At 69.1% G+C, this 20,643-nt stretch carries 19 protein-coding genes; 18 read left to right on the top strand and 1 reads right to left on the bottom strand.

Annotated elements, in window-relative coordinates:
- The first annotated feature begins 210 nt into the window (after positions 1-210).
- Complete coding sequence (locus tag NS354_RS09720; RefSeq protein WP_082678011.1) at positions 211-2,079, top strand: ABC transporter ATP-binding protein; 1,869 nt, start codon at positions 211-213, stop codon at positions 2,077-2,079.
- Positions 2,080-2,542: 463 nt separating this feature from the next.
- Complete coding sequence (locus NS354_RS13610) at positions 2,543-4,144, top strand: hypothetical protein (RefSeq protein WP_058594310.1); 1,602 nt, start codon at positions 2,543-2,545, stop codon at positions 4,142-4,144.
- 158 nt (positions 4,145-4,302) lie between these two features.
- On the opposite strand, the gene NS354_RS09710 is transcribed toward NS354_RS13610, so the two are convergent.
- Positions 4,303-4,917: a TetR/AcrR family transcriptional regulator gene (locus tag NS354_RS09710; RefSeq protein WP_058594309.1), complete on the bottom strand. Its 615-nt coding sequence runs from the start codon at positions 4,915-4,917 to the stop codon at positions 4,303-4,305.
- A gap of 112 nt (positions 4,918-5,029) precedes the next feature.
- On the opposite strand from NS354_RS09710, the gene NS354_RS09705 reads away from it, so the two are divergent.
- From NS354_RS09705 to NS354_RS09630, 16 genes are all read left to right on the top strand, one after another.
- The gene (locus tag NS354_RS09705) at positions 5,030-5,887 is read left to right on the top strand and encodes a carbon-nitrogen hydrolase family protein (protein ID WP_058594308.1); all 858 of its coding nucleotides are present in this window, start codon (positions 5,030-5,032) and stop codon (positions 5,885-5,887) included.
- The gene (locus tag NS354_RS09700) at positions 5,884-7,275 is read left to right on the top strand and encodes an APC family permease (protein WP_241490471.1); all 1,392 of its coding nucleotides are present in this window, start codon (positions 5,884-5,886) and stop codon (positions 7,273-7,275) included. Before NS354_RS09705 ends, NS354_RS09700 begins: the two co-directional genes overlap by 4 nt.
- A 221-nt stretch (positions 7,276-7,496) precedes the next feature.
- The gene (locus tag NS354_RS09695) at positions 7,497-8,720 is read left to right on the top strand and encodes a pyridoxal phosphate-dependent aminotransferase (protein WP_058594313.1); all 1,224 of its coding nucleotides are present in this window, start codon (positions 7,497-7,499) and stop codon (positions 8,718-8,720) included.
- Complete coding sequence (locus NS354_RS09690; protein ID WP_193750755.1) at positions 8,717-9,175, top strand: 23S rRNA (pseudouridine(1915)-N(3))-methyltransferase RlmH; 459 nt, start codon at positions 8,717-8,719, stop codon at positions 9,173-9,175. Before NS354_RS09695 ends, NS354_RS09690 begins: the two co-directional genes overlap by 4 nt.
- Positions 9,176-9,221: 46 nt before the next feature.
- Positions 9,222-10,067, top strand: a complete 846-nt coding sequence (locus NS354_RS09685; RefSeq protein ID WP_058594307.1) for a PfkB family carbohydrate kinase — start codon at positions 9,222-9,224, stop codon at positions 10,065-10,067.
- Positions 10,068-10,106: 39 nt separating this feature from the next.
- Positions 10,107-10,559 (top strand): hypothetical protein, encoded by a 453-nt coding sequence (locus NS354_RS09680; RefSeq protein WP_058594306.1) that lies wholly within the window; start codon positions 10,107-10,109, stop codon positions 10,557-10,559.
- Positions 10,560-10,809: 250 nt separating this feature from the next.
- Positions 10,810-11,043, top strand: coding sequence for a glutaredoxin-like protein NrdH (nrdH, locus tag NS354_RS09675; RefSeq protein WP_010155847.1), 234 nt, complete (start codon positions 10,810-10,812; stop codon positions 11,041-11,043).
- Positions 11,044-11,158: 115 nt separating this feature from the next.
- Positions 11,159-11,587, top strand: a complete 429-nt coding sequence (gene nrdI / locus NS354_RS09670; RefSeq protein WP_058594305.1) for a class Ib ribonucleoside-diphosphate reductase assembly flavoprotein NrdI — start codon at positions 11,159-11,161, stop codon at positions 11,585-11,587.
- Positions 11,587-13,728, top strand: coding sequence for a class 1b ribonucleoside-diphosphate reductase subunit alpha (gene nrdE / locus NS354_RS09665; RefSeq protein WP_058594304.1), 2,142 nt, complete (start codon positions 11,587-11,589; stop codon positions 13,726-13,728). Before nrdI ends, nrdE begins: the two co-directional genes overlap by 1 nt.
- A gap of 53 nt (positions 13,729-13,781) precedes the next feature.
- Positions 13,782-14,750, top strand: a complete 969-nt coding sequence (nrdF, locus tag NS354_RS09660) for a class 1b ribonucleoside-diphosphate reductase subunit beta (protein ID WP_010155851.1) — start codon at positions 13,782-13,784, stop codon at positions 14,748-14,750.
- 325 nt (positions 14,751-15,075) lie between these two features.
- Positions 15,076-15,981, top strand: a complete 906-nt coding sequence (locus tag NS354_RS09655) for an ABC transporter substrate-binding protein (RefSeq protein ID WP_206542602.1) — start codon at positions 15,076-15,078, stop codon at positions 15,979-15,981.
- Positions 15,978-16,775, top strand: coding sequence for a class I SAM-dependent methyltransferase (locus tag NS354_RS09650; protein ID WP_058594302.1), 798 nt, complete (start codon positions 15,978-15,980; stop codon positions 16,773-16,775). Before NS354_RS09655 ends, NS354_RS09650 begins: the two co-directional genes overlap by 4 nt.
- The gene (locus NS354_RS09645; RefSeq protein WP_082678007.1) at positions 16,772-17,884 is read left to right on the top strand and encodes a FecCD family ABC transporter permease; all 1,113 of its coding nucleotides are present in this window, start codon (positions 16,772-16,774) and stop codon (positions 17,882-17,884) included. The genes NS354_RS09650 and NS354_RS09645 overlap by 4 nt, the downstream gene beginning before the upstream one ends.
- The gene (locus NS354_RS09640) at positions 17,881-18,654 is read left to right on the top strand and encodes an ABC transporter ATP-binding protein (protein ID WP_058594300.1); all 774 of its coding nucleotides are present in this window, start codon (positions 17,881-17,883) and stop codon (positions 18,652-18,654) included. The genes NS354_RS09645 and NS354_RS09640 overlap by 4 nt, the downstream gene beginning before the upstream one ends.
- 175 nt (positions 18,655-18,829) lie before the next feature.
- Positions 18,830-19,549 (top strand): hypothetical protein, encoded by a 720-nt coding sequence (locus NS354_RS09635; RefSeq protein ID WP_153002169.1) that lies wholly within the window; start codon positions 18,830-18,832, stop codon positions 19,547-19,549.
- Between the two features lie 124 nt (positions 19,550-19,673).
- Complete coding sequence (locus NS354_RS09630) at positions 19,674-20,471, top strand: alpha/beta fold hydrolase (RefSeq protein ID WP_058594298.1); 798 nt, start codon at positions 19,674-19,676, stop codon at positions 20,469-20,471.
- Positions 20,472-20,643: the final 172 nt, after the last annotated feature.

Here is a 20,643-nt window from a genome sequence, read left to right as displayed (position 1 = left end):
GATCGGGGGTTGCGCCGGGGGTTGCGGGAGTGGTGCAGCGGTGGCGCCGGAGTGGCGCCGGAGTGGCGCAGGAGACATGCAGGAGTCACGCAGCGGACGGCGCGGTGTGCGGTCGAAACCGACCGCGCACCGCAGCCCGGGGCGAACACGGCGCCGCAGCGCCTCTCGGCGCGCTATTCTCCGAAGCATGGAAGCGGGTGAGGCATGAGCATGGGCGGGGGGCCGGTCGGCCGGGGATCCCGCATCTCCGCCGGCGACGCCGAGCTCCAGCGCAGGCTCAATCGCGACGCGCCCGCCGTGCCGGGGCTCGGGCGCCGCATCGCCGCGCTGTTCCGCCCCTACCGCGCGCAGCTCGTCGTCATCATCGCCCTCGTGCTCGTCTCCGCCGCGCTCGCGATCCTGCCGCCGCTGATCACGCAGCGCATCTTCGACGACGGCCTGTTCCCGCTCGACGGCGGCGGGCCGCACCTCACCGTGCTCGCCTGGCTCGTCGGCGCGATGATCGCCGTGTTCGTGATCTCCTCCGGGCTCGGGATCGTGCAGACCCTCTTCACCGCGCGCGTCGGCAACCGGGTCATGGGCGACCTGAGAGTGCGGCTCTTCTCGCACCTGCAATCCATGGAGCTCGGCTTCTTCACCCGCACGAAGACCGGTGTGATCCAGTCGCGCCTGCAGAACGACGTCGGCGGCGTCGCGAACGTGCTGACGAACACCGTCTCCAACATCATCGGCAACACGGTCACCGTCGTCGCCGCCATCGTGGCGATGCTGCTGCTCAGCTGGCAGCTCACCCTCATCGCGGTCGTCGTCATGCCGGTGCTCGTGATCGCGCAGCGCCGCGTCGGCCAGATCCGAGCGAAGATCGCGGGCCGCACGCAGGAGTCGCTGTCCGAGATGAGCGCGATCACGCAGGAGGCCCTCTCCATCTCGGGCGTGCTGCTCGCGAAGACCTACTCGCGCCAGAGCGCCGAAACCGAGCGCTACTCCGCCGAGAACCGCAACCAGATCGACTTGCAGGTGCGGCAGACGATGAGCGGCCAGCTGTTCTTCGCGCTCGTGCAGGTATTCCTCTCAGCGGTGCCCGCGATCGTCTACCTCGTCTCGGGGTGGCTCATCGCGCGGGGCCAGAGCGAGGGGTTTGACCCCGGCATCACGGCGGGCACGATCGTCGCCTTCACCACGGTGCAGTCGCGCCTGCTCTTCCCGCTCGTCGCCCTCATGCGCATCGCGCTCGACCTGCAGACCTCGCAGGCGCTGTTCGCCCGCATCTTCGAGTACCTCGATCTGCGGCCCGCCATCGTCGACGCCGTCGATGCGCGCGAGCCGTCGGACGCGCCCGGGCAGGCCGGTCGCATCGCGTTCGAGCACGTCTCGTTCCGCTACCCCGACGCCGGCCCCGGCGACCGCCCCACGCTCGACGACGTGTCGTTTCACGTGGAACCGGGGGAGTTCGTGGCCTTCGTCGGCGCATCCGGATCCGGCAAGACCACCATCGGCTCGCTCGTGCCCCGCCTCTACGACGCCACCTCGGGCACCGTGCGCTACGGCGACGACGACGTGCGCGAGCTGCGGCAGGAAGCGCTCATGGACCGCATCGGGGTCGTGACGCAGGAGCCCTACCTGTTCCACGCCTCGGTGCTCGCCAACCTGCGGTACGCGAAGCCCGACGCCTCGCTGCACGAGGTGCAGGCCGCGGCGCGCCTCGCGAACATCCACGACACCATCGAGAGCTTCGCCGACGGCTACGAGACCGTCGTGGGCGAGCGGGGCTACCGCCTTTCGGGCGGCGAGAAGCAGCGGATCGCGATCGCGCGCGTGCTGCTCAAGAACCCTCGCGTGCTCGTGCTCGACGAGGCGACGAGCGCGCTCGACACCGTCAACGAGCGCATCGTGCAGCACGCCCTCGATGACGCCCGCAGCGGCCGCACGACCATCGCGATCGCCCACCGCCTCTCGACCATCGTCGACGCCGACCGCATCTACGTGGTCGGCGGGGGGCGCATCCTCGAGCACGGCACTCACCAGCAGCTGCTCGAGCGAGGCGGCGCCTACGCGGAGCTCTACGCCCAGCAGCAGTAGCGGCGGGGCGGGCGGCGTCGGCGGCACGGCGTCGGCGGCACGGCGCTTGTGCGAGCGGGGTCTGCGGCGGCGGCGGCGGCGGCGTCGGTGTCGGCGCGGTGTCGGTGTCGGTGCGGCGTCGGCGTCGGCCGGTCCGCGCCGAACCCCTTCTGCGAGCGGGGTCGCTTCAGGAGGGTGTCGGCGTTGGTTTTCGGTGCGACACGCTCCGAAAGTGACCCGGCTCCAGTGGCGGAGGCAGAGTGCGGCGGCGATGGGGGGGGGGTAGCGATGTGTCCGTGGCACCCTGCCGCCGTCCGCTCTGCCGCTCCGCCCCGCTCTACGTGCGAGCGGGGTCACTTTTCGTGCGTGTCGGAGCGGCGACACGCACCGAAAGTGACCCGGCTCGCAAGGGGATGCGGGGTGTGGAGGTGCGTGGGTGGGACCGCGCTCTCGACCGGGACGTTCGACTCAGTATGGTGAACGCATGACCGAGTCGCGCCAGCCCGAGCCGCCTGCGCAGCAACCGGAGGCGCAGCAGCAGCCCGGTTCCCCGCAGCCGCAGCCACCTCAGCAGCAAGCCGGGTACCCGCAGGGGCCCGTAAGCCCGCAGCAGCCGGAGATCTGGCCGCAGCAATCGGGATACGCGCATCAGTCGGGTTACCCGCAGCAGCCGCCCGGCCAGCCGATCCAGCAGTCGGGGCACCCCATCCAGCCTCCCGGCCAGCCGAACCAGTACCCCGGCCACCCCGGCCACCCGCCCGGCGTCCCGAACCAGCAGCCGGGGCACCCGCTCCAGCCGCCCGGCGCCCCGATCCAGCCATCCGGCGCCCCGAATCAGCCTCCGGGCCTCCCGCCGACGCACCAGGCCCCGCAGCAGTACGCCCCCGGCCCGCAGCACACGCAGTGCACTCCCGGCCCGCAGCACACGCAGCACCCGCAGCATCCGCAGCACCCGCAGCACCCGCAGCAACCGCAGCACCCGCAGCACCCGCAGCACCCGCATCTGCAGTCCCCGCCCCCATCCGCGCCGCCGGCGCCGCGCAAGATCAACGTCGGGAAGACGCTGCTGTTCGTGGCGCTCGGGGTCCTGCTGGTCGTGGGGATCGTCGTCGGACTGCTGTTCGCCGCCGTCAATGCGCTCGGCAAGTGGGGCAGCTCGGTGGTCGACGACGCGATCAGCGGGCAGTCCACCGCGGCGACCGTGTACGTGATGAACGAGCGGCCGGGCTGGGACGCGATGGAGACGTACGTCGTCGGCACCCTCGACACCTACTCGCAGGCCGCCGAGGACGGCACGATCTTCGACATGACGCCCGACGGCCGGAGCGTCTCATCCGACTACTACGCGGCGCTGCTGTACCAGCTGACCGACCTGCGCTCGGCACTGCGCTTCGCCGGATCGACGATGAGCACCGACGCTGCCGAGCTTGACGACCGCATCCAGGCGTATGTCGCGGAGGTCGAGGAGATCGAGCGCAGATTCGCCGCGGGTGAGGATCTCGACGTCACGGTGCAGATCACCGACGAGAACGGCGAGGTGCACGAGTACAGCGGCGATCGCGCACCGGCGGAGGGGCCCGACGGCGCGCCGCTCGCCGGCGATCCCGAGACGTACGCGCGGGAGTTCGTCGTTCAGCCCGACGCCGATGGCAGTTACGCGACCGCCGCGCAGCTGCTCGCCGCCCAGTTCGGGCGCCAGGTGAGCTTCGACTACTCGGCGGTGCGGCAGTACTGCATCGAGTCGGCTCCGACCGGCATCGCGGAGGCCGGTTTCTGCGCCGCCAACCCCTCGGTGATCTACGTCAACGACACGGCGCCGGGGTATCCGCAGAATCTCTCGAGCCCCGCATTCATCGATGTGATGAAGCACGAGCTCGCTCACGCGGTCACCTTCGACACGTGCGGAACGCCGCGCCCGCCCATCAACGGAACGCTCACGGAGGGCGTCACGAGCTCGTACGCGGTGCTGTTCTTCGGGGCCGATTTCGACGAGCTGCAGCGCCGATCCGAGACAGCTCCCGAATACACGATGACCGAGGAGACCGACCGCATCGCGCGAGCGCTGCACGACGGTCAGTGCTCCTAGGACGCGGGCTCGAGGGCTGCACCGCCGCCCCGCCCCGCACCGCCCCCGCTGCGAGCGGGGTCACTCGTCGTGCGTGTCGCCGCCGCGACACCCACTGAAAGCGACCCCGCTCGCGAAGTCGGTGAGGGGAGCGGAGCGGACCGGGACCGCCGCGATCCCTACGGGCGGCCCGCGAGCAGATTCGCGCCGGTCAGCGACGACGCGACCGACAGGGAGACGCGCAGCGCATCTTCCGCCGGGAGGCGGCCCGCGACGACGGGAATCGCGATCCCGTCTTCGACGGCGAGGATCGCCCGGGCGGTCTCGAGCACGTCGTACTGCAGGTGCATCGCGCCCGAGCGCGCACCCGATTCGAGGATCTCGCTGAACAGGTCGAGCTGCTCGGCTTCGAACTCCGCGCCGGAGGCGACGATGCGCTCCTGCCGGATCGCGAGCGCCGAGAGCTCCATGAGCAGCACGGTCGCGGCGTGCGAGCTCGTGCCCGCGTGGGGAACGCCGAGTGCGATGCACTCGGTGAGGCGCTCGACGGGCGATGCGATGTCCGCGACGTGCCTGCGGCGCCGCGTCGAGTACTCGGCGATCGCCGTCTCGTAGGTGTCGGCGTAGAGGTCGGCGAGATCGGGGTAGTAGTAGCTCACCGCCGCCGGCGTGAGCGAGGCTGCCTCCGCGATGTCGACGAGACGCGCGCCGCCCTGCCCGCGTTCGACGAGCAGCCGAGATGTGACCGCGATGAGTTCTCGTTTGCGGGCTTCCTGGTTGCGGGGGCGGGCCATGCGCCCATTCTTCCAGAGCACTCGGAACGCCGCGCAGTGCGCCGCGCACGGCGCGGTTGACACCTCGCACAATAGTTATTTAAAGTTTCATTAACCAATGAAGGGAAGGCCCATGAGCCGATCACTCGGTGTTGCACTGGTGCAGCATCACGCCACGACACTGTCCGCATTCGCAGAGCATCTCCGCGCGAGCACCGCCGCCCATCCGCAGATGCGCCTCTGGGTCTACCCCGAGCTGCACCTCGACACCCCCGTCGGCACCCCGGACATCGAGCGGCTCGCCCGCCCGCTCGACGACGAGCGCTTCGCCCGGCTCGCCGCGCTCGCCGCCGAACTCGGCATCTGGCTGGTGCCGGGCACCTTCTTCGAGCGCAGCGACTCCGGTCGCGTGCACAACACCGCGCTGGTGTTCGGCCCCGACGGGGAGGTGCGCGCGACGTACCGCAAGATCTTCCCGTGGCGCCCGGCCGAGGCCTGCGCCCCCGGCGCCGAGTTCACCGTCTTCGACCTGCCCGGATACGGGCGGATCGGCATTTCGATCTGCTACGACATCTGGTTCCCCGAGCACGCCCGCCACCTCGCGTGGGCGGGTGCCGATCTGATCCTGAACCTCGTGCAGACGAACACGAGCGACCGCGAGCAGGAGCTCGCCATCGTGCGCGGCAACGCCATCATGAATCAGGTGTGGATCGCATCGGTGAACGCCGCCGCACCGACCGGTCGTGGTCGGTCGCTCGTCGTGGACCCCGACGGCGCGATCCGCATGCAGTCGTCGACCGCGGAGCAGCAGATCCTCACGAGCGTCGTCGACTTCGACCAGGTGAGCGCGGTGCGCCGGTTCGGCACGGCGGGGGTGTCACGGCCGTGGGCGCAGCTCCGCGCCGACGACGCGCCGATCGAGCTGCCGCTGTACGCCGGGCGCATCTCGCCCGAGACGTGGGCGCCGCGCGGAGCGGAGGCGGGCGAGTGAGCGCGCCGACGTCCGCGCAGGCCGCGCAGGCCGCGCAGGGCGCGGAGGCCGCGCAGGGCGCGCAGGGCCTGCAGCCGACGAAGCTGCTGCCGCGACTCGGGCTGCTCGGAGTGGTCTTCTTCGGGCTCGCCTACATGGCGCCGGGCATCGTCACCTCGACGTTCGGGGTCGTCTCGGGGGCGAGCCACGGCGCCGCGCCGACGGCGTACCTGATCGCCACCGCGGCGATGCTCATCACGGCGATCGCCTACGCGGTGCTCGCGCGGGCGTACCCGAATGCCGGATCCGCCTACACCTACGTCGGCAAGACGCTGGGGCGCGTCGCGGGGTTCTTCGCCGGGTGGGTGATCCTGCTCGACTACCTCTTCCTGCCGATGGTGGCGTGGCTGATCCAGTCGACGTACCTGCACGCGCAGTTCCCGGGCATTCCGCTGTGGGTGTGGCTGGTCGTCAACGTGGGCGCGACGACCGCGATCAACCTGCTGGGCATCGCGCTGGCGGATCGCGTGAACATCGTGCTCACCGTCGCCGCGATGGCCTCGGTCGCGGCGCTCGTGGTCGTGCTGCTCCTGTTCCTCGGACGCGAGGGCGGCGCGCCCGTCTCGAGCGCGCTCTGGAACGAGGAGACGAGCGTGGTCGCCGTCAGCTCCGCCGCGGCCATCGCGGCGTACTCCTTCCTCGGGTTCGACGCGATCAGCACGCTCAGCGAGGAGACGAAGGAGCCGAAGCGCGACATCCCGCGGGGGATCGTGCTGGCGGTGCTCATCGGCGGATGCATCTTCGTCGGCGTCTCGCTGCTCATGCAGCTCGTGCACCCCGGAGGGGCCTTCGACGATCCCGACACGGCCGGGTACACGATCTCCATCTTCGCCGGCGGTGCCGCGTTCACGAACATCAACAACCTCGTGAGCGTCATCGCCGGGTTCGGGTCGGGCCTCGCGATCCAGGCGACGTCGAGCCGGCTGCTCTTCGTGATGGGGCGCGACGGCGTGCTGCCGCGGGCGGTGTTCGGGCGGCTCAGCAACGCGTTCCGCGTGCCGTGGCTCAACATCCTGCTGATCGGCGCGATCGGCATGCTCGGCATGCTGCTCGACATCGGCACGGCGACCGCGTACATCAACTTCGGCGCGTTCCTGGCGTTCGCATTGGTGAACGTGGCGTTCCTCGTGTGGATCTGGCGGCGCGCCGAGCGGTTGCGCTCGGTCGCGGTGCAGGCGCTGCTGAGCCTCATCCCCATCGCGGGCTTCGCCGTCGACCTGTACCTGTTCTCGCAGCTGCACCCCGAGGCGTACGCGGTGGGCGGCGTGTGGCTCGCGCTCGGCGTCGTGATGCTCGCCGTCGCGACGGGCGGCTTCCGGCGCCCCGTTCCGGTGCTCTCGGAGCGCTGATCGCGATCCGGCTCCGCCGCTGCGGCTCCGCCGCTCCGCTGCTGCCGCGCTCCGCTGCTGCCGCGCCGAATCTGCGAGCGGGGTCGCTTTCGGAGCGTGTGGGCGTGCGCGACCGCTGCAACACCCTCCGGAAGTGACCCCGCTCGCAGAAGAGGAACTCGCAGAAGAGGAAGAGGGAGCGCGGCGGCGGCCGAGCGGCCGCGCGACGTAGGATCGTGACCGTGCGCACTATCACCCAGTCACGGAAGCTCGCGGGGGTGCGCTACGACGTGCGCGGCCCGATCCTGCAGGAGGCCGAGCGCCTCGAGCGCGAGGGCCATCGGATCCTGAAGCTGAACATCGGCAACCCGGCGCCGTTCGGGTTCGAGGCGCCGCCCGAGATCGTGGAGCGGCTGCAGGAGGCGCTCGCCGAGGCGCAGGGCTACAGCGATTCGCGCGGCATCCTCCCGGCCCGCGAGGCGGTCGCGCGCTACTACACGGAGGAGGGCGTCGCGGGCGTCACGCCCGACGACGTCTTCATCGGCAACGGCGTGAGCGAGATGATCTCGCTGGTGGTGCAGGCGCTCGTCGACGAGGGCGACGAGGTGCTCGTGCCGTCGCCCGACTACCCGCTCTGGACGGCGCAGGTCACCCTCTCGGGCGGCCTCGCCGTGCACTACCCGTGCGACGAGGCGAACGGGTGGATGCCCGACCTCGACGCGATCGAACGCCTCGTGACGCCCGCCACGAAGGGCATCGTGCTCATCAACCCCAACAATCCGACGGGGGCCGTGTACTCGGCGGAGCTGGTGCGCGGGTTCTCCGCGCTCGCCGAGCGGCACGGCCTCGTGCTCATGGCCGACGAGATCTACGAGCGCATCCTGTACGACGGCGCCCGGCACGAGCATGCGGCGCTGCACGTGCGCGACACCCTCTGCCTCACGTTCAGCGGCTTGTCGAAGGCGCAGCGCGTCGCGGGCTACCGGGCGGGGTGGCTCGCGATCTCGGGCGACCGGGCCCGGGGCCGCGACTTCCTGGAGGGGCTGCAGCTGCTCGCGAACATGCGCATGTGCGCGAATGTGCCGGCGCAGCACGCGATCCCCGTCGCCCTGTCGGCGGCGTCGAACTGGTCGGGCATCGCCGAGCTGTGCGCCCCGGGCGGGCGGCTGCGCGAGCAGCGGGATGCGGCGCACCGGCTGCTCACCGGGATACCGGGGGTCGACTGCGAGCTGCCCGGCGGCGCGATGTACCTGTTCCCGCGGCTCGACCCCGAGGTGTACCCGATCGTCGACGATCAGCGGTTCGTCATCGATGTGCTGCGCGCCACGCACGTGCTCGTCACCAACGGCCGCGGCTTCAACCTGCCGACGCCCGATCATCTGCGGTTCGTCACGCTGCCGTCGGTGCCGGTGCTCACCGAGGCCATCGGGCGCATCGCGGAGTACCTCGAGACGAGGCGGGCGTGAGCGTCCGGGTGCTCGCCGTCGGCAAGAAGCACGAGAGCTGGGTGTCGGAGGGCATCGGCCGGTACGAGAAGCGCCTGCGCAAGCCGTTCGACACGGCGTGGCAGCTGCTGCCGCACTCCTCCCGCGAGGGGGAGGCGGCGCGCGCCGAGGAGTCGGATCGGCTGCTCGCGAAGCTGGATCGCGACGCATTCGTCGTGCTGCTCGACGAGCGCGGGCGCAATGTCGATTCGCCCGAGCTGGCGCGCACGCTGCAGGGCGCGTTCGACGCGGGCCGGTCGGTGACGGTGATCATCGGCGGGGCGTACGGCGTGGACGACCGGGTGCGGGCGCGCGCCGATTTCGTGTGGAGCCTCTCGCGGCTCGTCTTCCCGCACCAGCTCGTGCGCCTCGTGCTCGTCGAGCAGCTGTACCGCTCGCAGGAGATATCGGCGAACCGCTCGTATCATCACGTGTGATCCGATCCGGATCGCCCGCAGTCCGCCCGCTCCAGGAAGGCCCGCAGTGACGCGTTCTCCCCGCCTCGCCGTCGTCGGCAGCATCAACCTCGATCTCATCGCCCGCACGGCCGCCCTGCCCCAGCCGGGGGAGACGGTCGGCGGGGGATCGTTCTCCCGGCTTCCCGGAGGCAAGGGCGCGAATCAGGCGGCCGCGGCAGCGGCGCTGGGCGTCGCGACGCGCATGATCGGAGCGGTCGGCGACGACGCCGACGGGATGCTGGCTCGCGACACCCTCCTCGCGGCGGGCGTGGACGCGTCTGCGGTGCGCACGGTCGACGAGCCGACGGGGGTGGCGCTCATCGCCGTGGACGCGGCGGGGGAGAACCAGATCAGCGTGTGCCCGGGGGCGAACGCGGCCGTGACGGTGGCGCCCGATGCGTTCGCGCCGGGCGAGGCGGTGCTCGTGCAGCTCGAGGTGCCGATGGCCGCCGTCGTCGCCGCGGCGGGCGCGTGCACGGGATTCTTCGCGGTGAACGCGGCACCCGCGGCGGAGCTGCCGGAGGCGGTGCTGCGGCGGGCGGATCTCGTGATCGTGAACGAGACCGAGTTCGCGGCGCTGCCCGCGCTGCACGGGGAGGGCGCCGGCCCGCTCGTGGCGGTCAGCCTCGGTGCGGAGGGGGCGAAGCTGCTGCGGGGCGGGGCGGAGGTGGCGCGCGCGGCGTCGCCCGCCGCAGCCGTGGTGAGCACCGTGGGTGCGGGCGACGCGTTCTGCGCCGCGCTCGTGGCGGCGCTGATCTCGGGCGTCGCCGAGGCCGACGCGCTGGCCGCGGCCTGCGCCGTGGGCGCGGCAGCGGTCGCCGACGAGCGCTCGCAGCCCGCGCTGCAGCCGCTGGAGGCGTATCTGCCGTAGCGGTCCGTGAATGTCGGCGGTCGGCGCGACGATCGAGGCATGATCCCGTTCCGCCTCTCAGCGCGGCTGCAGCCGCGGTCGCGCTCCGGAGCTCCTGCCGCTCCGGTCGTTCCCGTGGCTCCCGTCGCTCCGGTCGGCCGCGCCCCGCGCGACGCCGGTGGGCGCGGCGCGGGCACTGCCGGCGACGCCCGCGCCCGCGATGCCGGTGGCGCGATCGTGGCGCCCTGGCGCATCGCGCAGCGTTCGGGCAGCGGGGTCATCGAAGTGGAGAACACGGGCGCCTCCGCACTGCACGCGGTTCGGTTCTCGCTGGCGGGGGCCGGCCTCCTCGGGCTGTCACTGCCGCGCACGGTGCTGCCGGGCGAGCGGCTGCGCGTGGCGGTGCGCGGCACGCGGGCGGAGGCGGCTGCGGGGGCGCCCGATTCGCTGCTCGTGCTGCGCTGGTTCGCGGCCGATGGGAGGGAGCTGCTGTGGCCGGTTTCGCTCACCTGAGGGGCGCTCCTCCGACACGCCGAGCAGGGTGTGGAGGGAGGAATTTTTCGAGCCCCGCGGCGTTGTGGATAAGTGGGCGAGAAGTGCGGGAACGCGCCGAAAGTTCTCCCCAGTGCGGGCCCCCGGATGCGGGAAAAGCCGGTGCAAAACTACATTGGTGTAACTACTGCATGTTGTGGTCGGCCCCGGTGTGGTTCACTAGATGTAGTGCCTCGGACGAGGCGGCAGAGTTTTTATCGAAGGGCGTGAAATGGCGATCACCGTATACACCAAGCCGTCGTGCGTGCAGTGCACTGCGACCTACCGGGCGCTCGACAGCAAGGGCATCGAGTACGACGTGCTCGACCTCTCGCAGGACGAGACGGCGCTCGAAGCGGTGAAGGAGCTCGGCTACCTGCAGGCTCCCGTGGTGGTGACCGACGACGAGCACTGGTCGGGCTTCCGCCCCGACAAGATCTCGGAGCTCGCGGGTCGTCTCGCGTAGCAGTGCGGTGACGGGGCGGGGGCACGAGCGGTTCCCGCCCCGCGCAGTACCCCGGGCCACCGGCGGGCCCCGCCGGTGGAGCGGCGAACGAGCGGGCTGAGAGGAAGAGGAGCGTATGGCGGATCTCGTCTACTTCTCCAGCGTCTCCGGCAACACGCACCGATTCGTGGAGAAGCTCGGCCGGCCGGCCGAGCGGATCCCGATCCGGGCCGGCGACGAACCGCTCCGGGTCACCGAGCCGTACGTGCTGCTGCTGCCCACGTACGGGGGAGGCCCCGAGACGCGGGCCGTGCCGAAACAGGTCATCAAGTTCCTCAACGACGAGGAGAACCGCATGCACCTGCGCGGGGTGATCGCCGCGGGCAACACCAACTTCGGTGAGGCCTACGGGATCGCCGGCGACATCATCGCCAGGAAGTGCCGAGTGCCCTTCCTCTACCGATTTGAACTCTTTGGAACACCGGACGACGTCACCGCCGTCCAAGATGGATTGGAACAGTTTTGGTCCCGACAGCAACAGCCGCCGACACCTCGAGCGCAGTGATGGAGCCCGGACTCGAATCGTCGAAGATCAGCGAGATGGACTACCACGCGCTGAACGCGATGCTCAATCTCTACGACGCCGACGGCAACATCCAGTTCGACCGCGATCGTGAGGCGGCGCGCCAGTACTTCCTGCAGCACGTCAACCAGAACATGGTGTTCTTCCACAACTTCGAAGAGCGCATGCGGTACCTCATCGACAACGACTACTACGAGCGCGAGCTCATCGAGCAGTACGGCGTGCCCTTCATCGAGGAGCTCACCAACGAGGCGTACGCGATGAAGTTCCGCTTCCCGACGTTCCTCGGCGCCTTCAAGTTCTTCACCTCGTACGCGCTCAAGACGTTCGACGGCAAGCGCTACCTCGAGCGCTTCGAGGATCGCGTCGTCATGTCGGCCCTCGGGCTCGCCGAGGGCGACCGCGAGCTCGCCCGCGGCCTCGTGCGCGAGATCGTGTCGGGTCGATTCCAGCCGGCGACCCCCACCTTCCTCAACCTCGGCAAGGCGCAGCGCGGCGAACTCGTCTCCTGCTTCCTGCTGCGCATCGAGGACAACATGGAGTCGATCTCCCGCGGCATCAACTCGTCGCTGCAGCTCTCGAAGCGCGGCGGCGGCGTCGCACTGCTGCTGTCGAACATCCGCGAGACCGCGGCCCCGATCAAGAAGATCGAGAACCAGTCGTCGGGCATCATCCCCGTGATGAAGCTGCTCGAAGACAGCTTCAGCTACGCGAACCAGCTCGGCGCGCGACAGGGCGCCGGCGCCGTCTACCTGTCGGCGCACCACCCCGACATCATGCGCTTCCTCGACACCAAGCGCGAGAACGCGGACGAGAAGATCCGCATCAAGACGCTGTCGCTCGGCGTCGTCATCCCCGACATCACGTTCGAACTCGCCAAGAAGGGCGAGGACATGTACCTCTTCTCGCCGTACGACGTCGAGCGCGTCTACGGGGTGCCCTTCGGCGACATCTCGATCTCCGAGAAGTACGCCGAGATGGTCGACGACGCGCGCATCAAGAAGACGAAGATCAACGCGCGCCACTTCTTCCAGACGATCGCCGAGCTGCAGTTCGAGTCGGGCTACCCCTACATCGTGTTCGAGGACACGGTGAACCGGGCGAACCCGATCAAGGGCCGCATCAACATGTCGAACCTGTGCTCCGAGATCCTCCAGGTCAACACCCCGACCACGTACAACGAGGACCTGAGCTACGCCGAGATCGGCAAGGACATCTCGTGCAACCTCGGCTCCATGAACATCGCGGCCGCGATGGATGGCGGCAACCTCGGCGGCACCGTCGAGCTCGCGATCCGCGCCCTCACCTCCGTCAGCGACCAGAGCCACATCTCGTCGGTGCGGTCGATCGAGGACGGCAACGACCAGTCGCACGCCATCGGCCTCGGCCAGATGAACCTCCACGGCTACCTGGCCCGCGAGCACGTGCACTACGGCTCCGAAGAGGGCATCGACTTCACGAACATCTACTTCTACACGGTGCTGTTCCACGCGCTGCAGGCCTCCAACCGCATCGCGATCGAGCGCCAGACCGTGTTCGGCGGCTTCGAGGACTCCCAGTACGCGTCGGGCGAGTTCTTCGACAAGTACACCGAGCAGGAGTGGGCGCCGGCCACGCCGCGGGTCGCCGAGCTCTTCGCGCAGGCCGGAATCGCGATCCCGAACCAGGCCGACTGGCGCGAGCTCAAGGCGAGCGTCATGGAGCACGGCATCTACAACCAGAACCTGCAGGCCGTGCCCCCGACCGGCTCGATCTCGTACATCAACAACTCGACGAGCTCGATCCACCCGATCGCGTCGAAGATCGAGATCCGCAAGGAGGGCAAGCTGGGCCGCGTGTACTACCCGGCACCGTTCATGACGAACGAGAACCTCGAGTACTACACCGACGCCTACGAGATCGGCCCCGAGAAGATCATCGACACCTACGCCGCGGCCACGCAGCACGTCGATCAGGGCCTGTCGCTCACCCTGTTCTTCAAGGACACCGCGACGACGCGCGACATCAACAAGGCGCAGATCTACGCATGGCGCAAGGGCATCAAGACGATCTACTACATCCGCCTGCGTCAGCTCGCACTCGAGGGCACCGACATGTCGGAGTGCGTCAGCTGCATGCTGTGATCCCCGCGATCAGGGCATAACGACACAGAAACCACCGGAGTAGAGAGAACCCGATGAACTTCAAGCTGGGCCACGCCGTGCAGGCGATCAACTGGAACCGGATCCAGGACGACAAGGACCTCGAGGTCTGGAACCGACTCGTCAACAACTTCTGGCTTCCCGAGAAGGTGCCGCTGTCGAACGACGTGCAGTCGTGGGCCACCCTCACGCCGCAGGAGCAGCTGCTCACCATGCGCGTGTTCACGGGTCTCACCCTGCTCGACACGATCCAGGGCACCGTCGGCGCCGTGTCGCTGATCCCCGACGCGATCACCCCGCACGAGGAGGCCGTCTACACGAACATCGCGTTCATGGAGTCCGTGCACGCCAAGAGCTACTCGTCGATCTTCTCGACGCTCTGCTCCACGCAGGAGATCGACGACGCGTTCCGCTGGTCGATGGAGAACCCGAATCTGCAGAAGAAGGCGCAGATCATCACCGACTACTACGAGGGCGATGATCCCCTGAAGCGCAAGGTCGCCTCGACGCTGCTCGAGTCGTTCCTCTTCTACTCGGGCTTCTACCTGCCCATGTACTGGTCGAGCCACGCGAAGCTCACCAACACGGCAGACCTGATCCGCCTCATCATCCGCGACGAGGCCGTGCACGGCTACTACATCGGCTACAAGTTCCAGAAGGGTCTCGAGAACGAGACCGAGGAGCGCCGCCAGGAGCTCAAGGACTACACGTTCTCGCTCATGTACGAGCTGTACGAGAACGAGGTCAAGTACACCGCCGACCTGTACGACCCGGTGGGCCTCACCGAGGACGTCAAGAAGTTCCTCCACTACAACGCCAACAAGGCGCTCATGAACCTCGGCTACGAGCCGATGTTCCCGAAGGAAATGACCGACGTCAACCCGGCGATCCTGTCGTCGCTCTCGCCCAACGCCGACGAGAACCACGACTTCTTCAGCGGGTCGGGCTCGTCGTACGTCATCGGCAAGGCCGTCGCCACGGAAGACGAGGACTGGGACTTCTAGCGTCCACGTTCTCGAGAGGCTCCGACACGAGTCGACGGGGAGGCCCGGAACTGCAGGTTGCTGCAGATCCGGGCCTCTTTTCGCACCTCCTCCCGAAGGGCGGAGGCGCGTCGACCGGTCGCTTCCGGCCCGTCGCGCACCGAATCGGCGCCGGGCGTGCGCAGCGCACGGCCGTCTCTCGCGTAGGATGAGTCTCGTGAAAATGAGAATGATTCCCATTATTAGTACGCTGGCGGTAGTCACCGCGCTCGCAGGCTGCTCCGGAGCATCACCCGCGGAAGAGGTCGGCGCGCAAGGCGGAGGCGCAGGGGGCGGCGCGTTCCCGATGACGATCGAGAACTGCGGAACCGAGGTCGTCCTCGACAGCACGCCCCAGCGAGCCGTCTCGCTGAACCAGTCGGCGACCGAGATCCTCATCGCGCTGGGCGTGGAGGATCGCGTCGTGGGCACCGCCTACCAGAATCAGCCGGTCGCCGACGACATCGCCGCAGCCTACGAGAGCATCCCGCTGCTCTCCGACGGGATCCTCACGCTCGAGACGCTGCTGGAGGCGCAGCCCGACTTCGTCTACTCCTCCTTCGCATCCTTCCTGACCCGGGAGAACGCGGGGGAGCGCGCCGAACTGCACGAGCTGGGGGTGCCGACGTACCTGACCGAGTTCGACTGCACCTACCACGAGGCCGTCGAGGGCGGAGCGACCTTCGAGATGCTCTTCGACGAGATCGAGACCATCGCGAAGATCTTCGACGTTCCGGAGGCGGGCGAGCAGGTCGTCGCCGAGCAGCAGCGGATCATCGATGAGGGGCTCGCGACGGCGGAGCAGATCGAGGGTACGCCGAAGCTCGTCTGGTTCTATTCGACCGCCGCCTCCGCCTCCACCCCGTCGGTGGCCGGGCCCGGTGGTCTGCCGCAGACGGTCACCGAGATGCTCGGCGCAAAGAACCTGTTCGACGATGCGGATACGAAGTGGCCGGAGGTCAGCTGGGACGAGATCGCCCAGCGAGACCCCGATGTCATCATCCTCGGCGACCTGACGCGCGGGTACCCCGGTGACTCGGCTCAGGAGAAGATCGACTTCCTCAAGAGCGATCCACTGACCCGGACGATGGATGCCGTGATCAACGAGCGCTTCATCGTCGTGCCCGGCCAGCACATGGATCCCTCGATCCACAGCGTGGAGGCGATCACCGCCGTCGCCGACGGTCTGGTCGGCCTGGGGAGCGGAGAATGAGGGGGGAATCGCTCTCGGCGCTCATCCGCAGTTGGGATGATCAGCAGGCCGCCTACATCACGCACCGCGAGCAGCGGTTCGCCATCATGCTCGACGCGATCGCGCATCTGCTCGCCGGAGCGGACGAATTCGACGAGAACGGGGCCGGACTGACCGTACTCGATGTCGCCTGCGGTCCGGGAAGCCTCTCCCAGCGGATTCTCGACCGCTTCCCGGAGGCCAGGGTGATCGGCATCGACTACGATCCGGTTCTGCTGCGCATCGCAGGCGCCTGGCTCGAGGGGCGGCATCCGGGAAGGTTCACGCCGGTGGATGCGGATCTGGCGGGGAACTGGCCCGCAGCCGTGGAAGCGGCTGCGAAAACGGCTGCGATCCACGTCGCGGTCTCCTCGACGGCGCTGCACTGGCTCGCGCCGCACCGGCTCGTCGCCGTCTACGAACAGCTGGGAGGGCTGCTCCCCGAGGGCGGCCTCTTCCTCAACGCCGATCACCTCCGTTACGACTCGCGGACGCAGCCATTCCTCGCCACCGGAGCCGGTGCAGACGACGCGCGCACGCAACGAGAGGCCTACGCGCGCGGGGTGCTGAGCTGGGATCAGTGGTGGGATCACGTCATGACCGTTCCCGAGCTCGCGGCGCTCCGGCCGGAGCGCGAACGCCGTTTCGCGGATCGTCCGCCCACGATCGACGCGCCCGTGGAACTGCATCTGAGCGCGCTGGGCACGGCGGGCTTCCGTGAGGCGGGAGTGCTCTGGCGGTTCTGGGACGACGTCGTGGTGCTCGCGCGACGATGACGACATCTGTTGCTCAGACGGGACGGGCGTCGTCGGGCCCGCACGGTGCGCCCGACCTGGAACGGGTGCAGCCCGGCCCCACGCGCCGCCTGCGTGCCGGGATCGTCTCGGTGATCTTCTCGGTCGGCCTCGTGCTCTCGGTGCTAACGGCGGCCTTCATCGGCACGGCAGGCATCGGCCCAGTCGACGTGTACGGCATCCTGGTGCGCCGCCTCGGCCTCGGCACTATCGCGCCCGGCCCCGAGGCGCCGCCACTGATCGACGCGCTGATCTGGGAGTCTCGGCTGCCGAGGGTGCTCCTGGCTGCAGTGGTCGGCATGGGGCTCGCCGTCTCGGGCGCCGTACTCCAGTCGATCACGCGCAACCCGCTCGCGGAGCCGTATCTGCTCGGGGTCTCGTCCGGCGCGTCAACCGGCGCGGTCGCGGTGATGATCCTCGGACTCGGATCGGGCGCGGTGAATCTGTCGACGGGTGCGTTCGTCGGCGCGATCGTCGCGTTCGGGATCGTCCTCCTGCTGATCGGCGGTGGGCGCATCTCGAACCCCGCTCGCGTGGTGCTCACCGGCGTGCTGGTCTCGCAGTTCTTCTCCGCGGTGACCTCCCTGGTGCTCATGCTGGACGGAGACGCGGACTCCACACGAGGGTTCACCTACTGGCTGCTGGGATCGCTGGGCGGCGCCCGCTGGGAGCCTCTGCTGATCGCGGGAGCGGTGATCCTCGCCGCTGCGCTCCTGTGCCTGGTATTCGCTCCCGCACTCGACGCCTTCGCCTTCGGGTGGGACACCGCAGCCTCCCTCGGCATCAACGTCACGCGCGCACGAGTGTCGCTCATGATCCTCACCGCGCTGATGACTGCGGCGGCCGTCGCAGCCTCCGGGGCGATCGGCTTCATCGGGCTGCTCGTCCCGCACATCGTCCGCCTCCTCGCCGGCCCCGCACACCGCGTCCTGCTGCCGCTCTCGGCCTTGGGGGGCGCGATCTTCCTCATCTGGGTCGACACCTGCGCACGGTCGCTGTTCTCACCTCACGAGGTCCCGGTGGGAGTCGTCACCGCGCTGCTCGGGGCCCCGGTCTTCGCCCTCGTGCTCAGGAAGGCGGCCGCCCGATGAGCACGCTCACGGCCACCGGCATCACCTGGACGAAGCACTCCCGCCGCATCCTCGACGACGTGTCCCTCGAAGCGCGCTCCGGTGCAGTGCTGGGACTTCTCGGCCCCAACGGTGCGGGGAAGACCTCACTGCTGCGGATCCTCGCTGGCCTCCGCCGCCCGGATTCAGGGACAGTTCGCGTCGATGGGACGGCGATCGAACGCATCCCTCGGCGCCGACTTGCGCGCAGCCTCGCGATCGTCGAGCAGCTGCAGGAAGTGCATGAGGACATGACCGTCGAAGAGGCGATCGCGCTGGGCCGCACCCCCTACCGCGGCACCTTCGAGCCGCTCGGCGCGGACGATCGCGCAGCCGTGGAGCATGCGCTCGGAGCGACCGGGATGAGCGCGCATCGTTCCCGCAGCTGGCGGACGCTCTCGGGCGGCGAACGACAGCGCGCGCAGTTCGGCCGCGCCCTCGCGCAGCAGCCCCGCATCGTCGTGCTGGACGAGCCGACCAACCACCTGGACATCCGATATCAGCTCGATGTGCTCGAGATGCTCCGCGACGAGAGCATCACCGTGGTCGCAGCGCTGCACGACCTCAACCTCGCCGCACGCTTCTGCGACCGTATCGTCGTACTCCGCGACGGCGAGGTCTGCGCCGACGGAACACCCGAAGACGTCGTCACCCCCGCCCTCATCGACGACGTCTACGGCGTCACGGCCGTGGTCGAGCAATCACCCCACACGCAGGCACCGATAGCCGTCTTCCTGCGGGTCGCGCGCTAGTGCCCTCCGGTGCGAGCATGCTCTGCGCGACCCGCCCGAGCGCAGCGCGTGGGACTGCATGCGAGAGAACGAACGGCGGCTTGCTACAGTGCAACCGGGGGGTCGAATCCGTGAGGAGAAGCCCATAATCGCTCGAGGCATCGCGCCGGCCAACCACAAGTCATTCGCTCAGCTCGTGAGGCAGTGGGTGGTGATCGTGATCATCGCCTCATTCTCGATCGCCGCCAGTGCGGGAGTCATCGTTCTGTTCGGCGGCGTGGACACCATCCTCGCCCTCCAGGTGCTCGCCAGCACGGCTCTCATCGGCACCTGCAGCGTTGCCGTGTTCTGCGGCGCAGTCCTCATCGGCAAGCGCTGGCAAGCGCTCGGATGGGTCGCGGTCGCCTCGGCGATTCTCACCCTCGGGTGGTGCCTCAGACTCGTCTGGGGCCACGTGGGCTGGGACGAGCCCGTCTTCGAGGTGACCACCACCGCGTGCACCATCACCGGCGCCCTGTCGATCTGCTCGCTGCTCCTCCTCCTCGTCGAGCACGACATCCGAGCTGTGCGCATCGGGCTCTGCGTCACGCTGGGGCTGATCGGCATCGGCGTGTGGATGACGATGCTGCCGATCTGGAAGGTTCCCACGAGCGACGGATACTACCGGGCGATGGGTATCGTCTGGATACTCGCCGCGCTCGGCATCGTGGTGCTGCCGATCCTCACGCTCGCGCTCAGAAACGGCCCCCGTGCGACGTCGAATGCGACGGACGCCCGGCTCTCACCCGCTTCGGTGCGCCGCATCGTGACGGCGGCCCGCGACTCGGGCATCAGCCCCGATGAGCTCGTCGCCAGAGCATTTCCCATCGGTTCCACCGGCTCCACCGGCTCCGCGACCGAGACCGACCAAACCTGAGAGGCGCGAGACGCTGAGGTGAGAGCGCGTCACGCGGCTCGCCGCACCGAACGGCAGCGCACGCCCCGCGGCACGCCGCACCGAACGACAGCGCACGCCCCGCAGCGCCCGCCACAATGGAGGGATGTCGACTCCGCTGATCCCCGAGATGCCCGAACCCGTCTACGTGATGTCGGAGGAGGGGTTCCGCCTGGCCACGTACACCTGGGGCGATGAGGACGCTCCCGTGGTGCTGGCGGTGCACGGTTTCGCGTCGAGCTGCCGCGACAACTGGGTGAGCACCGGCTGGGTGGGCGGGCTGCTGCGCGAGGGCTTCCGGGTGCTCGGCATCGACCAGCGCGGTCACGGCATGAGCGAGAAGCCGGTCGAGCCCCGCAACTACCAGATGCCGCTGCTGGTGTCAGACGTCGAGGTGATCCTCGACACTTATATGATCGACCCGGTGCGCTACCTCGGCTACTCGCTCGGCGCCCGCGTCGGGTGGCACGTGGCGGTCGACCTCGCGGATCGCGTCGAGCGCGCCGTGCTCGGCGGCATCCCCGACGGCCGCCCGCTCGGGCGCCTCGACCTCGCGCAGGCGAACGACTATCTCGCCAACGGCACCCCGGTGACGGATCGCGCCACCCAGAACTACGTGAAACTCGCCGAGCGCGTGCCCGAGAACGACCTCGCGGCGCTCATCGCGCTCGCCGGCGGCATGCGGTTCGGCGACGAGAACCCCGACCTGGGGCGTCCGCCGCAGCAGCCCGTGCTCGTCGCCACCGGCACGGAGGATCTCATCTTCGACGACTCGAAGCAGCTCGCCGCGCAGCTGCCGCACGGCACGTTCGCCGAGATCGAGGGGCGCCACCACTTCAACGCTCCGGGGTCGCGCGACTTCAAGCGGATCGGCATCGAATTCCTGCGCGACGCGGGGGCGTAGCGCTCGGCGCTGACGGCGCCGGCATCGGCACTGGCACTTACACCGTCGGCCGTGCTCGCGCTGGCTTCGCGCAGGGGATCCTGTCCCTTATACACATTTGACGCTGACGAAGAACTACTCTGTGTTGTATTCGGGTGACGCAGAATCATTACAAAAAAAAACATAACAACAA

It is taken from the genome of Leucobacter chromiiresistens, assembly GCF_001477055.1.
GTDB classification, from domain to species: domain Bacteria; phylum Actinomycetota; class Actinomycetes; order Actinomycetales; family Microbacteriaceae; genus Leucobacter; species Leucobacter chromiiresistens_A.
Note: the sequence above shows the minus strand (reverse complement) of the source record. Positions and strands in the feature narration are given on the sequence as shown.